We start from the raw sequence: 14,763 nt of genomic DNA, 5'->3' as shown, positions 1-14,763 counted from the left end.
TAGTTCGAGGTTTGACAAATTTCCATTGGTGGCCCCAAGTTGCGCCTTAATTATGGTTATACTACCGGACATGATATAACTTCTCAACAATCGCGATCGCCCTTTGACGGGTTTCTCGATCGACTGCTTTTGATTGCTGCGAGTCAGTGTCTGCTAAACCGCTATTTTCAAATTGCTTTTGCTTTGATAAAGCTGTTTCTGGAGTGACCAAAATGCCAACATCTGCGGGAAGATTTATAGTTTCATGATTGTAGCATTTAACCACGAGATTTGTCACATTCATCGCTACTCGCTGATTTAATCGGAACACCTCTGAAAAAGTGCGTGAAGCGCAGCTATCCCGTAGGGAATCGCCGCGAGTAGTCTGAACTAAATGTGTTCCAACTTGATTGACTTCTGTTGTAAAAATAAATTTGTGTGTATCCGTACCAACTGACACCAAAACCTCGTGAGTATTATGGCCAATCGCAGGTTGAACACACAAAACTTGCACTTTCATTGTATTAACCAGTAATATCAAATCCGTTGGTATCGGAATTATTCATCTCTCTCTTCTCTTCCTCTGTGTCCTCTGCGGTCTCTGCGGTTAAATCATTCCGAAATTAGACATCTCATTAAAAGCTAAGTCTAAATCCCCCTTTCCTGCCAATAAGAGTAAAAGGGGAATTTAGACGATCGCTAAAGCGTCAAAGATTGAGGATTTGTCTCAATCAATTTCGCTAAATCTTGCAAGAAAGACGCCGCATCAGCACCGTAAATAATCCGGTGATCGCAAGTAATATTCACCTGCATTTGGCGCTTCACTCCCATCAAACCATCTTCATTAGCCACTACTTGTGGCCGCGAAGAACCGATCGCCAAAATCGAGCCTTGATTCGGCGGCAAAATCGCGTCAAACTTGTCTACACCAAACATTCCCAAATTGGAAAGGGTAAAAGTTCCCGTGCTGTACTCATCAGGCTTCAACTGCTTGGTGCGGGCGCGATCGACTAAATCCTTCCAAGTGCGCGAGAGCGAATAAATATCGAGGCGATCGGCATTTTGCAACACCGGCGTAATCAAACCACCGCCATCCATCGCCACCGCTACCGCCACATTAATATCAGCGCGGTATTGAATTCCCGACTCCACATAAGAAGCATTCAGCAGAGGATGTTTCTGTAAAGTTACTGCTACAGCCTTCGCCAGCATAGCCGTCATCGTGACGCCCTTGGACTTAATTTGTTTGTAGAGTTTGTCGAGATTATCAGTAGTAATTGTGTAACCCACGCGGAAAGACGGCACGCTCAAACTTGCTTCCATATTCCGCACTACCGCATTTTGCAGCGCGTTCATCGGTACTTTTTGGCCCGAAAGTGCGATCGCCGGGACTGGTGCAGCGGCGGGTTTGGCTGCTGCGGGGGCGGGTGCTGCGGGTGCCGGTGCGGGTGCTGCGGGGACTGTTACCGCTTGCTGAACCGGAGCGGGTTGGGCTTTGCCGGCTGCTGCTTCCACATCCTCTGCGACAATGCGACCGTTGGGCCCGCTGCCTTTGATAGAATTCAAATCTACTTTAAACTCTTTGGCTAACTTGCGAGCGCGGGGAGAAACGACGCTGCGGCCGTTTTGGCGGCTGACATTTTGCTGCAAACCTGCTGACGATGTAGCTGCGCTCACAGGAGCGGGGCTGGGAGCCGGGGCGGCGGCTGCGGTTGGGGCGGCGGCTCCTTGCTGCTGAGCTGTGGCGATTTCGGCTTCCGTTTCTGCTACGAGGGCTATTGCCGCCCCCACCGGAGCAACTTCGCCCGCAGGTACGATAATTATTGCTAAATAGCCTTCGTAGAAAGACTCCACGTCCATGTCGGCTTTGTCGGATTCAACGACTACCACCGTTTCGCCTTTTTCTACTTTGTCTCCGGCGGATTTGACCCAGGAAACAATTTTGCCCTCTGTCATTGTCGAACTCAGGGCTGGCATGAAAACTTCGCGAATCATCTGTAAAAAGTCCTTGTGTGTTGGTAATAGGTAATAGGTAATCGGTATTTGGCAATTGATAATTGGCGACCGGCCACCGGCAATATTTATTATTATGCCAGTCTATCGAAGTCTTGATGTGTGACTGTTGACTCAAAATCAATTGCCAATTACCGATCGCCAATTACCACTTACCAATTTCTAAATATCACCTCGAATTTCTTCGACTATGCCGTCGCGGAGGAGAATTTCTACTTGCATTTTTTGAATCAAGTTTTCTCCGAGTCCGACAGTGAACGTGCCGTCAATTTGACCTTGACTCACTTCTTGTTCGAGGTCTAGCACCTGCACTTGCTGAAGCTGTTGCAGGTTTTGGTTTTTCTGTTCTAGCAGTTCGCTTTTTCTTTGATTCACCTGCACTTGAATGTTTTCTATTTGCTGCTGTACTTGCGGGCCTGGGGGCTGTAGATTTTGCTGTTTGATTTCTGAAACCATCCGCTGCCCTTGCATTTCTAACTGTTGTAGCTGAGAGTCTATTTGGTTGATTTGGGCTTGGAGTTGCTGTTGAGCTTCTTCTTTCCAGCGGGGAGTAACGACGACTTTAACGTTAATCGATCGCTTCAAGAGTAATTGTGGTTCCATAAAGTTGTTGCTTGTCAATTAGGAATTAGGCATTAGTCTTGGGCCATTAGTTGGTAAATATGAACTAATGGCCCAGGACTGAGGACTCGGACTCAGGACTCGGGTGTTGGGATAAATTTTTCTTTTCCATTCCCCAAGTCCTGCGAATATTTCAAAACATCCCGTCAATCATATCGCGGTAGTGTTGCGTCACAACCGGGCGCTTAATTTTCAGGGTCTGGGTCAACATTCCATTTTCGATCGAAAATGGCTCCTGAATCAACCTGAACGGGCCGATGCGATCGTCCGCGCGGTATCCAGGGCGATTTTGCACCTCTCGGTTCAATTCTTTACGGAATAAATCTTGAATTGTCTTGCTATTCCAGTCAATTTCGTGTAAGGGGGGATTCTGAGTTTCTGCCCATTTCTGCACGGCTTCTGGATTGGGGACAATTAAGGCGCCGACGGATTTCTGGTCTTGACCTACTAGCATAATTTGGTCGATGTAGGGGCTGCGGACGCAGGCGTCTTCTATGGGCTGAGGTTCGATGTTTTCGCCGTTGGTGAGGACGATCGTATCTTTGGCCCGCCCGGTCAAGATTAAGTCGTTCCCCGGTGTCAGCCAGCCCAAATCGCCGGTATCGAACCAGCCTTCGGGGTCGATCGCCTTGGCAGTCGCTTGGGGATTAAGATAGTAGCCCTGCATAATTTGTGGCCCGCGCGCCAATACTAAGCCGCGCTGGCCTGTTGGCAGTTGCTGTCTGGTTTCTGGGTCTACTATTTTAATTTCCGTATGGGCTAGAGGCTGTCCCGCGGAACCTTTAAGATTGTGCCAAGGGCGGCGCACAGTTAAAACCGGCGAAGTTTCGGTTAAACCATATCCCACTAATAAACCGATATTCGCTATTTCAAAGAAATTGTCTATATGCGCGGCCAAAGAACCGCCACCGCTAATCGCCCATTTTAAGCGTCCCCCTGTAGCTTGCCTGACTTTTTGGTAAACCAGTTTTTCGGCGAGGGCGTGTACGGGCGACAACAGAATGCTTTTGGTGCGGGCGATTAGTTTTTCAGTAGCAGAAGCAGGTTTTAAATTGAGAGTTAATCCTTGAAAAATGCGGCGAGCCTCGATATATTGCTGGCTGGCAGATAACAGGAAATTTACCAATTTTTGTTTGTTAGGTGGCTGTTCCCGAAATTGCTTTTGTACGGCCTCGTAAATCGATTCCCAGATGCGCGGAACGCTTACCATGTAATGGGGTTTGTAAGTTTTAAAGTCTTGTTTGAAATAGCGAATATTGGTGTAAATTTGCGTGCATGCTTGGGAAAGCAGGAAGTATTCGACGCTGCGTTCGTAGGCGTGCCAACTCGGCAGAATGCTGAGGGCAGATTCGCCGGCTTCGGGCTGGAGAATTGTGCCCAAGGTGGTGAGTTGGTGCAGCAGGTTCCCGTGAGTCAGCATGACGCCTTTGGGTTTGCCGGTGGTGCCGCTGGTGTAGAGGAGGGTGGCGAGGGTTTGAGGCTTGTGGTTGGTGGGTTTGAGGGGACGGTTTGCCCCTGTGGTCATGACTTGGGAAAATTTGACTGTGCTTAGGGTTTGGCTGGTTTCCGGTTCTTCGTCGGAGAGGAGGACGATGAGTTGAATGGGTAAATCGGGGAGGCGGTGTTGCAGTTTTTTCAGTAATGCCAGGTTTTCGACTACCAAGGCGGTGCTGCCGCTGTCTTGGATGATGTACAAGAGTTCTTCGGGGTCGGCGGTGGCGCCTCGAACGGCGTTGGCGGCCCCGGCCATCATGATACCTTGGTCGGCTATCAGCCAGCGGGGGCTGTTGTCGGCGAAGAGGGCGACGCGGGGAGGGATGGGTTCTCCTGGATTTGGTTCGATGCCTAGGGCTTGGAGGCCGGCGGCGAATTGCTGGATTTGCTGGTAGAGGTCGGTGTAGGTGAGTTTGATTTCGGGCTGGCTGTGGGGGTCGTGGAGGGCGACGGTTTGACCGAATTGTTGTTTGACGATCGCCCAAATTTCGGGTATCGATTGAATGGAACTGTAATCGATCAGGCGGCTGAGGTTAGCGCGTTCGCGATCGGTGATTTGAGATGATACGTAAGATGCTGTGCTGTTCATAGGGTTTGTGCAGATAAAGTTATTGGCTACAAGTTTAATATGAGAGCTATTTTAGAACTATCTGGCAGTCTCGTGACAGTTTGCCAACCTGCCATTATCTATTCGGACAATTAGAGATACAAGATGATGAAATTTATAGTTGCACAGAAATACATGAATTTATCAAGGTTGATAGTAATTGCTTTAAGTGCCATCGTAGCATTATTATGAATTGGGTGCTTTTTCAAACCCGATCAATAACCCCCTCCCACAGTTCGGAAATGGGATGCAATTTACCTTCTTTAATTTCCGGGAGGCAGTTAGGGAGGCTGGCGAGGACGAGTTCCGCTGGTTCGTCATCGGGATCTGCGGGCGGGGTGACGATATGGCGGCTGATTAATAGTTGGTAGAAGTCGTCCACAGAAATTACAGCGAGTTGAGCGGCTCGATCGAGACTGAGGCTGTGTTGCTGATAAAGTACGATCGCCAATTCTATCCTCACATCGGCTTCAGTCAGGGGCAGATAGTCGGGAAGGGCGATCGTAATTTGCATGATTTATGGTAGTTTTAGGTTTTTATTGGCTTTTAAGTGCGATCGATAATGTCTCGAATTTGATTAGCTGGGATGTCCTCTTGGTCTGACTTGGAGTAGATAACGACAAGTAAGATGTAGGTATCGCCCCTGAGTTGATAGATAACTCGGTAGCCCCCACTTTTACCCTTTTGGATGTCGCTGTTTTTGAGGCGGACTTTGAATACGGTGTAGCCAGTGCCGGGGATTTGGTCGCCAATTAAGTTGCCAGACTGTAGCTCATCAAGTAGTGGTTTTAGGTCGGTGCGGATACTGCGGTAGCGTTTAATTAAGGTGCGAAGTCGTGTTTTGAACTCATCGGAAAAGACAATCTGGATTTGGGGTGTGTCGTCACTCATCAATGCCATCCCACAGTTCGGAAATAGGATGCAATTTGCCTTCTTTAATTTGCTGGAGGGAGTTACGGAGGCTGGCGAGGACGAGTTCCGCTGGTTCGTCATCGGGATCTGCGGGCGGGGTGACAATATGGCGGCTGATTAATAGTTGGTAGAAGTCGTCCACAGACATTACAGCGAGTTGAGCGGCTCGATCGAGACTGAGGCTGTGTTGCTGATAAAGTACGATCGCCAATTCTATCCTCACATCGGCTTCAGTCAGGGGGAGATTGTCGGGAAGGTCGATCGTAATTTGCATGATTTATAGTACCTTTTAATTTCAATTGTCTCTGAAGTGCGATGTTTACATATTCATTAAACTTTGATTCATACGCTCTATTCTTCAAGATTAAAACCAGTAGATATGTCCGCACTTTAACATAGCTGGGTGCTTAGGGCAAACCTTACCCCCACAATAAAATTGAACTATGAGTGGAACAGGCCGAAAAGCCTGTTCATGAAACTCGTGCAATATCTCAGATTTAAGCGACCTTGCGCGGTGCATCAACCATCGGTGCAGTACCAAACAAATGTCTGAGATAACTGCGACTGAGTTCGCGGTTCCAGCGCCGCAGCCGCACCATCACTCGCGTGAATGTAAAAGTCAATTCCAACACCAAAGAAAGCTGTTTGAGACTGAGTGAAGTATTAAACACATCATTGCCGTGCGTGCGTTCAATCTGATGGTGTTTCAGCAAAGCAATCAGGTTTTTGGTAGAGCCTTTTAGTTGATTGAAGTAACTCTGGGAGAATGCCCAGCGGCTGAAACCCCAAAACTTAGCCAAATGATTGATCTCATCCTGTAAAGGCTGGGAAATTGCCTGTTGCAACGCTCCTGTTGAGTGTACCATTAACCATAAATAAACAGAAGTAGCTCCCCACTCGGTACTCAGGCGACTAATCACGTGTTTATAGGTATCTTGCCAAGCGTCACCTGTGGATTGACAGCCATTCACAGAGTTCGGTTTAACTTGGAGTTTTTCGGCTGTAAGTTGCTGGTAAATTTTCCTAAATGTCGGGCAATGTTGGCGTTCTTCTTTTTCCCAGACACCTATCTCTAAGATGTTGCCGTTGTTATCAAAAATTCCTCCCATAAACCGCGCCATTTGCGGGTAAATATGCTGTAAGTAGCACCAACTTTCTCTACCGTAGCTGCGGATGGGAGCTTCAATTTCTGCCGCACTTGCCAAAATTTGTAAAAATATTTCTGGCTTGACACCAATAATTTGGTTGCGATTGATTCCTTGCCAATCTATGGGCTCCCAAGGGCGGGGATGCGGGGCGGAAAATTGCTGGGGCAGATCGGAAAGTCGATCGCTCAAAACTTCCAATGACATATAATGGTCGATGAGGGAGTTAATCCTGGCCCGACTTTGCAAGTAGCGAGGGCTTTGATACTGATTTCCAGCCAAATCAATTGTATACACCTTACCAGTAGCTTTCATTGTTTCTGCCTGTTCCTAACTTTTACAGCTATTGTGCAAAAGGCATTTGGGAAGTCGCAATGAGTAACCTGCAGGCTGGTCAATTACTAGCAGTTGCCTTGATTGAGCCGAACTCAGGTGAAGGGGCATGAAGTAGGGTGAACTAAACAACAGATGATACGGCTAAGATGTGCCGAAGAGTAGCCTTCCTCCCATCAATAGTCTCTACTATTGAAAATACAAAGAATTGCCACTGCCCGTCAGCATGACAATCATATCCCGTTTTTGTAAAGCAGCTTCGACAATTTCCTGCTGCCGCGGGATCAAAGAGTCATAGCCAAAAAAATGTTTGAGAACTTGTTCCAGGGACAGCCGCACAGAAGATGTTGGCGGATTAGACCCTGACATTTGCAGTAGTTGGTTGTTGGATTCTACACTATTCCATGCTTTTGGAGAACAAATACACTGAGTGCGATCGCACAAAATTCGTTAAGCAGAAAAACCGATACTTTTAATCGGGGTCTAGACGGATAGTGATGGGTATCGATAGTGATGGGTTTGGGCCCTCACAGAAGTCACCCCCAAATGGAAAGCCGTTATCAACAGCAGAATTTTCCACTTTACTTTAATTCGTTACATACCGAGATTAGATGGTGAATTCATTGCTTGAATTGCTGCTACAAACTAAGAGCCATCAATATTTCTTTACAATGATCGAGCTCTGCACTTCAGAAGCGATCGTCAAAAATTGATGGTTTTTGAACCCTGAATGTCAATTTCTCTGTATATATACGTATGCCAGGCTCAACATTTGCCTGCCCCAGCTTCACATAATCTTCATAAATCTCCGTATAATTACGGTAACTTTATAAAGATTTGGTAAAGATTGCCCTTAAAGGTAGCCCAAATCACGATTCTGTAAGTTAAACTGAGAGCCAGCCAAAACCACACTTACGTAATCACCACACAATCCTGAAAAAACGCAATTTTATATATCCTAAAGGCGTTGAAGGGATGCCGTAACTAAGGGGTGTTAGTCGGACATATCGACCAACAGTTTTTAAGCCAACTAAATTGCAACTAAACCAATAAAAATTGCTCATAACCGGGTTAGTTGTCATTCAAAAAATTTGAAACAAATTTTTGACAGGGTGAGTTATGAAAAAAAAATTAGGGGTTAAAAATCACATTTTTCAAACCCCAGAAGCCTTGGAAAACTTCCCGGCTATTCAGAAAATTTTCGAGGAAGTCGGTGCAGAACCGACATTAGTGGCGAAATTAAATACAGCGTGTGAAATTTGCGAGTTTCAGCTCGGAGATGAAATCACTCAATATCAAACATCAGATAGCAACAATTTTCTTGAAAAAGAACAGAGCGATCGCAATTTTTATTTAGTTTGCGAGGGAAGAGTCAGACTGCTAGCGGTAGAAGCGTCTCAACAGCAGGAAATTTCGGCGGTGGTACTGGAAGTCGGAGCAATATTTGGGACAGATAACCGATTTATTGAAAGCGGACTGCCTTACAGGGCAATTGCGGCTGGCACTTGCCAAATCGGTCGAATTGCGGCCACCACAATGCAGCTTATTTTAGAAGAATTCCCGCAACTGCAACAGCACTTGCAGCAAGAATTTCAAGAGCGACAGCGGTTAATATTTTTCAAGACACAAACAGATTTGCGATCGCTCGCTCCCCACCAACAACAGATTCTTTGGCCGCACTTACTTCCTTACACAGAAGAAAGCCGAATTCCGGCCGGAGTTTCCCTAGCTGAGCACTGCCAAAAATCGACAAATCATTTTTGGCTCCGCCGCGGTCAAATTCAAGGTCAAGCACCGCCAATGATCGGCAGTAACTGGGAAAATTCAGACGTAAAAAGCAACTGGATAGCCGTAACAGACTTGCTAATTTACCAGGTTAGCAGCGAACAGTGGGAAATTGCTAAAGCCACAATTAGTTCCGAAAGCAATTCCCGCCCTAAAATCATCCGCAAACCTCCAATTTTAAGCTTAGTAACGCCGCCCCAAGATGCCAGCTCTACCTCAAAAACCGAGCCATCAAAATTAACCGCAGTTGCTCAGCAAAAACCCGCAGCAGGAATCATCAGCTTTCCCAAACCCAAGCATCGGCGCTGGTTGACCAGCAGACACCCATTCATTCAACAACAGAGCGCAGCAGATTGTGGAGCTACTTGCTTAGCAATGATTAGCGAATATTGGGGTAAAAAATTCAGCCTAAATTACTTGCGCGAATTGGCAGAAATAGGCCGCAGCGGGGCGTCGCTCAAGAGTCTGGCAAAAGCAGCGGAAAGGATGGGATTTCAAACCCGTCCTGTGCGAGCTTCTTTAACTCCGCTGCGAAATCAAAATCCCTGGATTGCTCACTGGCAAGGCAATCACTACGTGGCAGTTTACCGCTTTAAAAATCAACAGGTTTTAGTGGCTGATCCGGCTGCCGGCAAGCGGTGGATGAGCATTCAAACTTTTACCGAAAATTGGACTGGGTACGCCCTAATTTTAGACCCGACAGCGGAACTATACCGCAATCACGGTGCCGAACATCAAGGCATCAAACTTAAAAATTTTGTTGGCATAGTCTGGCCCTACCGCGCTGCGATCGCCCAAATTCTTCTCCTCTCCTTGTTGCTCCAAATATTTGGTTTAGTTACTCCCCTATTTACCCAAGTAATTCTCGACCAAGTGGTTGTCAGCAAAAGCATAGTCACTCTGCACGTTTTTGCGATCGGACTGCTGCTGTTTAGTGTTTGGCGAACGCTGTTGGGTGCAACGAGACAGTATTTGCTGGATTATTTGTCGAACCGGATTGACCTGACTTTAATTAGCGGCTTTATCAGTCACACTCTCAGTTTGCCAATCAAGTTTTTTGAATCTCGTCAGGTGGGCGATATTTTGACGCGGGTTCAGGAAAATCAAAAAATTCAGGCGTTTTTGACTCGCCAAGCTATTACGGCTTGGTTGGATGCTTTGATGGCTGTGGTTTATATCGGACTGATGGTTTACTATAACTGGCGTCTGGCTTTGTTGGTGCTGGCTTTGATTCCACCGATCGTGATTTTGACTTTAGTGGCAACTCCGTTTCTGCGGAAAATTTCGCGGGAGATTTTTACAGAAAGTGCTAAGCAAAATTCATCTTTGGTGGAAATGATTACTGGGGTGGCGACGATTAAGGCAACTGCTGCTGAGCGAGAAATGCGCTGGCGCTGGGAAGACCAATTAACCTGCATGATTAATGCTAAATTTCGCGGGCAGAAGTTGGCAAATTCTTTGCAGGTTATTGGGGGTGGGATTAATACTTTGGGGAGCACGGCTTTGCTGTGGTACGGGGCAATGCTGGTGATTCAAGACGAGTTGACGATCGGTCAATTTGTGGCTTTTAATATGATGATTGGGAGCGTGATTTCTCCTGTGCTTTCAGTGGTGGGACTGTGGGATGAGTTTCAAGAAGTGCTCGTTTCGATCGAGCGTTTGGATGATGTATTCTCTGCCCAACCTGAAGAAAGCCCTTACAAGCCAATGCTGGTGCTGCCTCGCATTCAGGGAAACGTCAAGTTTGACAATGTTTCTTTCCGTTATGCTCAGGACGAGGAACGCAATACGCTGCAAAATATTTCCTTTGAGGTGCAAGCTGGAGAAACTGTGGCAATTGTCGGCCGCAGCGGTTCCGGTAAGAGCACTTTGGTAAAGTTGCTGCAAGGTTTCTATTATCCAGAAAAGGGGCGGCTGACAATTGACGGCCACGATATTCGGCACATTTCTTTGCAGTCGCTGCGAGTTCAATTGGGTGTTGTTCCTCAAGATTGTTTCTTGTTTTCGGGAACAATTTTGGAAAATATTACGCTGTATAAAAACGGAAACGATGCTGCTTCTGCAAGCTTGGAACAGGCGATAGAAGTGGCCAAGTTAGCAGAAGCTCACGCTTTTATTCAAGATATGCCGCTGGGTTATCAAACTCCTGTGGGGGAAAGGGGAACGAGTTTGTCTGGGGGCCAGCGACAACGAATTGCGATCGCCCGCGCTCTTCTGGGCGATCCCCGGATTTTGGTTTTGGATGAAGCAACTTCTTCGCTGGATACCGAATCTGAGCGCAGGTTTCAGCAAAATCTCGCCCGCATTAGTCGCGATCGCACTGCGTTTATTATCGCTCATCGGTTGTCTACGGTGCGTAATGCCGATCGAATTTTGGTTCTAGACAAAGGCATTTTAGCCGAACAAGGCAACCACGACGAATTGATGGCTGAACGCGGACTTTACTATCACCTGGCTCAGCAACAACTCGATATTTAAGTCATTAGTCATTAGTCATTAGTCATTGGTCATTAGTCATTAGTCATTAGCAACACAAGGCTAAAGATAATTTTCATATCAGGTTCGAGCGATTAACCATAAGATCCCGGTCGGGCGGGTTTTTAAGATTGTCAATTATTGGCAGGTATTGTTGGTGAGGGGAGCCTTACAAAAATCGCGATCGCTCGACCGGACATGATATCACTTACTCCTGACTCCTGACTCCTGACTGATAGCTCCTAACAACTGCCAACAGTCAACAGACTAATTTGGAGGAAATACAATGTTTTCACAAGATGAGAAAGAATTAGGGTGCGCTCCTAACGAAATAGGTGAAGTCTATGGGGGCGTAGCTTCAAGGCAAGAAAACGAAGCCCGAAAAAAAGACCGCTCTTTAGAAGTAGTCGAATCTCAAAATCGCTCATCTCAAACTCATGACGGTATCAATATTGCCAAATTACAGTTACGGCAGCCTGATGCGAATAATTGGTCTACTTCTTTGCACTCGGTACTCGACCAGCCACCAGTATCTTTTCCCCAGCGCTTGATATTAGGAGGAATGGTTTTTTCTGTAGCTTTTGGAGCGTGGGCCACTCTGGGAAAAATTGACGAGGTTGGTCATGCTCAGGGCAAATTAGTTCCCAAAGGCGCTATTTACAAAATTCACCCGACGGAGACGGGAAAAATTATTAACCTCCCTATCAAAGAAGGTCAAAAAATCAAAGCTGGACAATTATTGGCCGAATTAGACCCGGCGAATGCCCAGAGCGAGGTGGAGCGTCTTGAGAAAATTCTGGAGGCTTATCGGATTCAATTGATGCAAGAGATGAGTTCGATCGAGAGAACTCGACTGGAAGTTGAAGCGAGCCAAGCTATTGCTGCTGCAGACCAGCGGGGGGCTGAAGCTGCGATCGCCCGTGCTCGCGCTTCAGCGGCCACCACGCAGTCTCAAATCGAGCAATTGCAAGCAGATGTAGTGTCTCAGCAAGCCCGGCAACAACAGCTCCAACCTCTGGAAAAGAATGTGCAAGACTTGCTCTCGCAACTGAAAACAGATATTAACTCCCAGCAAGGGCGGCGCGATCAGGTGAAACCATTGCAACGCAAGACTCAAGAATTGCTGGGGCAATTGCAAGCAAAAGTGGCTGCTCACAAAGAGCGGATCGCGCGTCTCAAACCTTTGGTAGATGAAGGAGCGCTGTCAAAAGACGTATTGTTTCAAGCAGAGGAAGCTCTCCGAGAAAGTGAAAATGCGGTAATTAGAAGCCAGTTGGGGGAGACTACTCAGGCTGACGATCGCGCCTTTGAAGTCGAGCAAACCGTTCGCGACAGGCAAAGTGCTGCCATCAGGAGTCAACTGTCTGATGCAACTGGGGTTAAGGAAAGGCTGTTTGAAGTCGAGCAAAATTTGCGCGATCGAACAAGCGCCATTTCTAAAGCCCAAGGTGAATTAGCCCAACAACTGGCAGAAGTCGATCGACTGCAAGCCGAAGCCGCCAGCAAACAAGCCGCAGCGGGCCAAACGCAGTTAGAAAAAGAGCAAAAAATTCAGCAGTTGGAAATGCAATTAAATCAAGTCAAATCCAAAATTGCCGAAACCCAAACCCTGCTCGATCAAGCAAAAAATAAGCTCAAACAAAGATTTCTCTACGCACCCGTCAGCGGAGTCATTTCCGCACTCAACATTCACAACACTGGCGAAGTAGTTCAACCGGGTCAAACTATTGCAGAAATGACTCCGAATCAGGCTCCTCTGGTGCTGGAAGTGAATTTGCCGAACCGAGAAGCGGGATTTGTCAAAACCGGAATGCCGGTGCAAGTCAAATTCGATGCTTTTCCTTATCAAAATTACGGCGTGATTCCGGGAAAAGTTTTATCTATTTCGCCGGATGCCAAAACAGACGAGCGATTGGGTGTTGTTTACCGGGTGGAAGTGAGTATCGATCGAGACTCAGTGAAAGCCAACAATCAAACCTGGAAACTCAAAGCTGGCCAAACAGCTACTGCGGAAATTGTCATCCGCCAGCGCAGCATAGCCGACATTTTGCTTGACCCTCTCAAGCAACTACAAAAAGGCGGCATGAGTTTGTAGAAATTAGTTAAGTGGTTGTTGTCCTTGGTCACTCTCTATACACAAAACAGGATAAAATAATGAATTCCCAATTCCACAATTCTGCCAATCATTCCCAAGTTGGAATCAAACCAGAACAATTGGATGAGATAATTTCAGCCATCCTGGCAGGAAAGTATTCTTGGGCTTGTTTTTTACTTTTGCGGTGCACGGGTTACAACCCTCTCGACTACATCCCTTACCGTACTTCCAACCGCTTGCTTAAGGAAAACAGTCAAATCAGCAAGTCGAGTAAATCGGAAACTAAGTCTGCATTGGGCAAAATTGCTGATTTAGATCATCTGGAGGTGGTGAGGGAACAACGAGCCGGAGTTCGAGGGGGTTCTGTAACTCCCGCTTTTAGCGAGTTGTATCCAGATACTGTAGGTGTTGTACCTGAAGTCAATGCTGAAGGGCAAAATATCTTGGCGCCGACGGTTGATGTTCACAATCAAGAATTTTTTGCTCGATTTAAGAGGCACTGGTTTAATTGGGCGGGCAAGTAAATTAGTCGATAGATCGACAACCCGGTTGCGGGCGTTGGGTGTACCAATTTTTTGGTTGACTCACCGCAGGCGATCGGGTTTTTCAGTATCTAAAATCCACGCTTTCGATAAATCTGCCAAAATGGCAACCTTAGCCAAATTAATTACTTTATACTCAGAAACCCGATTTTAGCTATTGTGGATTTATACTGCTTTGCGATCGATATTAATACAGTTAGCACACTGTTTCGGCAATACCCGCCCTAATCCAGTTGATTGAGTAGCCTACCTTTTTCGTCTTCAGTCCCTGTCAAAATTAATCTGCCAAAATGGCAACACAGGTCTGATTAGCCTAGCTATATTAAATACAGAACAACCAAAGGTTGCTTCTAGCAAACAACTCACAAGCAAAAAGGATAAAAGCCATGATTATTTCCGATCTGAACTACTTGGAAAGTGCTGAAACTTCTGCTGTTGTTGGTGGTATCTTTTTCGGCAACCTCGACTCCGATATTTATGCCGAACTCAATGTTAAGGAACGCTTTGACGTGGACAAGATTTACACGCAATATGTTGACATTAAGGGCAATCTAGCGACAGCTCAATCTGAAGCTTTTGGGAAAAATACCTCCACCCAAATCTTTACTACTGTTGTAGAAGGTAAGTATTCTGCCTCCACTGGATTTTCGGCTGCTAGCTAGCATATAACTCCAATTCATCAAGTCACTTGGCAATTGGAATAAGTAGGTGGGCAGAAACGATTTCAACTATTTGATAGTAGGGCTTCAGAGCTCAAGCCCT

The 14,763-nt window shown here is 46.6% G+C and carries 13 protein-coding genes; 4 read left to right on the top strand and 9 right to left on the bottom strand.

The genetic code is table 11. From position 1 onward, the window contains the following. Positions 1 to 61: 61 nt before the first annotated feature. The 9 genes from QUA07_RS24610 to QUA07_RS24570 form a co-directional block, all read right to left on the bottom strand. Positions 62 to 499 carry a hypothetical protein gene (locus QUA07_RS24610; protein ID WP_333330366.1) on the bottom strand — a complete coding sequence of 146 codons (438 nt, stop codon included), beginning with the start codon at positions 497 to 499 and terminating at the stop codon, positions 62 to 64. Between the two features lie 179 nt (positions 500 to 678). After that, positions 679 to 1,974, bottom strand: coding sequence for a dihydrolipoamide acetyltransferase family protein (locus QUA07_RS24605; protein ID WP_333330363.1), 1,296 nt, complete (start codon positions 1,972 to 1,974; stop codon positions 679 to 681). 180 nt (positions 1,975 to 2,154) lie between these two features. Further along, on the bottom strand, positions 2,155 to 2,595 hold the full coding sequence (locus tag QUA07_RS24600; protein ID WP_242722909.1) for a YlqD family protein: 441 nt from the start codon (positions 2,593 to 2,595) through the stop codon (positions 2,155 to 2,157). 151 nt (positions 2,596 to 2,746) lie between these two features. Continuing rightward, complete coding sequence (locus QUA07_RS24595) at positions 2,747 to 4,696, bottom strand: long-chain fatty acid--CoA ligase (protein ID WP_333330360.1); 1,950 nt, start codon at positions 4,694 to 4,696, stop codon at positions 2,747 to 2,749. A 223-nt stretch (positions 4,697 to 4,919) separates the two neighbouring features. Beyond that, on the bottom strand, positions 4,920 to 5,228 hold the full coding sequence (locus tag QUA07_RS24590; protein ID WP_333330357.1) for a UPF0175 family protein: 309 nt from the start codon (positions 5,226 to 5,228) through the stop codon (positions 4,920 to 4,922). Positions 5,229 to 5,260: 32 nt separating this feature from the next. After that, positions 5,261 to 5,605 carry a type II toxin-antitoxin system RelE/ParE family toxin gene (locus QUA07_RS24585; RefSeq protein ID WP_333330354.1) on the bottom strand — a complete coding sequence of 115 codons (345 nt, stop codon included), beginning with the start codon at positions 5,603 to 5,605 and terminating at the stop codon, positions 5,261 to 5,263. Next, positions 5,598 to 5,900: a UPF0175 family protein gene (locus tag QUA07_RS24580; RefSeq protein WP_333330351.1), complete on the bottom strand. Its 303-nt coding sequence runs from the start codon at positions 5,898 to 5,900 to the stop codon at positions 5,598 to 5,600. Before QUA07_RS24580 ends, QUA07_RS24585 begins: the two co-directional genes overlap by 8 nt. A 223-nt stretch (positions 5,901 to 6,123) precedes the next feature. Beyond that, positions 6,124 to 7,086: a hypothetical protein gene (locus tag QUA07_RS24575; RefSeq protein ID WP_333330348.1), complete on the bottom strand. Its 963-nt coding sequence runs from the start codon at positions 7,084 to 7,086 to the stop codon at positions 6,124 to 6,126. Positions 7,087 to 7,293: 207 nt separating this feature from the next. Beyond that, positions 7,294 to 7,473: a hypothetical protein gene (locus tag QUA07_RS24570; protein WP_333330345.1), complete on the bottom strand. Its 180-nt coding sequence runs from the start codon at positions 7,471 to 7,473 to the stop codon at positions 7,294 to 7,296. 750 nt (positions 7,474 to 8,223) lie between these two features. Here QUA07_RS24570 and QUA07_RS24565 point away from each other — a divergent pair. The 4 genes from QUA07_RS24565 to QUA07_RS24550 all read left to right on the top strand — a co-directional run bounded on the left by QUA07_RS24565 (position 8,224) and on the right by QUA07_RS24550 (position 14,663). After that, the gene (locus QUA07_RS24565) at positions 8,224 to 11,367 is read left to right on the top strand and encodes a peptidase domain-containing ABC transporter (protein ID WP_333330342.1); all 3,144 of its coding nucleotides are present in this window, start codon (positions 8,224 to 8,226) and stop codon (positions 11,365 to 11,367) included. A gap of 283 nt (positions 11,368 to 11,650) precedes the next feature. Next, entirely contained in the window at positions 11,651 to 13,459 is a 1,809-nt protein-coding gene (locus tag QUA07_RS24560; RefSeq protein WP_333330339.1) for an HlyD family efflux transporter periplasmic adaptor subunit, read from the top strand. A 59-nt stretch (positions 13,460 to 13,518) separates the two neighbouring features. Further along, positions 13,519 to 13,983, top strand: a complete 465-nt coding sequence (locus tag QUA07_RS24555) for a HetP family heterocyst commitment protein (protein WP_333082318.1) — start codon at positions 13,519 to 13,521, stop codon at positions 13,981 to 13,983. Between the two features lie 404 nt (positions 13,984 to 14,387). Beyond that, entirely contained in the window at positions 14,388 to 14,663 is a 276-nt protein-coding gene (locus QUA07_RS24550) for a hypothetical protein (protein ID WP_333082317.1), read from the top strand. Positions 14,664 to 14,763: the final 100 nt, after the last annotated feature.

Origin of the sequence: Microcoleus sp. T3_A4 (assembly GCF_036700465.1) — a bacterium.
GTDB lineage: Bacteria > Cyanobacteriota > Cyanobacteriia > Cyanobacteriales > Microcoleaceae > Microcoleus.
This window is presented reverse-complemented; position numbering and strand designations above follow the sequence as displayed.

Coding starts and splice junctions, on each gene's coding strand:
- QUA07_RS24610 (WP_333330366.1), bottom strand. CDS start 499: ATGAAAGTGCAAGTTTTGTGTGTTCAACCTGCGATTGGCCATAATACT.
- QUA07_RS24605 (WP_333330363.1), bottom strand. CDS start 1,974: ATGATTCGCGAAGTTTTCATGCCAGCCCTGAGTTCGACAATGACAGAG.
- QUA07_RS24600 (WP_242722909.1), bottom strand. CDS start 2,595: ATGGAACCACAATTACTCTTGAAGCGATCGATTAACGTTAAAGTCGTC.
- QUA07_RS24595 (WP_333330360.1), bottom strand. CDS start 4,696: ATGAACAGCACAGCATCTTACGTATCATCTCAAATCACCGATCGCGAA.
- QUA07_RS24590 (WP_333330357.1), bottom strand. CDS start 5,228: ATGCAAATTACGATCGCCCTTCCCGACTATCTGCCCCTGACTGAAGCC.
- QUA07_RS24585 (WP_333330354.1), bottom strand. CDS start 5,605: ATGAGTGACGACACACCCCAAATCCAGATTGTCTTTTCCGATGAGTTC.
- QUA07_RS24580 (WP_333330351.1), bottom strand. CDS start 5,900: ATGCAAATTACGATCGACCTTCCCGACAATCTCCCCCTGACTGAAGCC.
- QUA07_RS24575 (WP_333330348.1), bottom strand. CDS start 7,086: ATGAAAGCTACTGGTAAGGTGTATACAATTGATTTGGCTGGAAATCAG.
- QUA07_RS24570 (WP_333330345.1), bottom strand. CDS start 7,473: ATGTCAGGGTCTAATCCGCCAACATCTTCTGTGCGGCTGTCCCTGGAA.
- QUA07_RS24565 (WP_333330342.1), top strand. CDS start 8,224: ATGAAAAAAAAATTAGGGGTTAAAAATCACATTTTTCAAACCCCAGAA.
- QUA07_RS24560 (WP_333330339.1), top strand. CDS start 11,651: ATGTTTTCACAAGATGAGAAAGAATTAGGGTGCGCTCCTAACGAAATA.
- QUA07_RS24555 (WP_333082318.1), top strand. CDS start 13,519: ATGAATTCCCAATTCCACAATTCTGCCAATCATTCCCAAGTTGGAATC.
- QUA07_RS24550 (WP_333082317.1), top strand. CDS start 14,388: ATGATTATTTCCGATCTGAACTACTTGGAAAGTGCTGAAACTTCTGCT.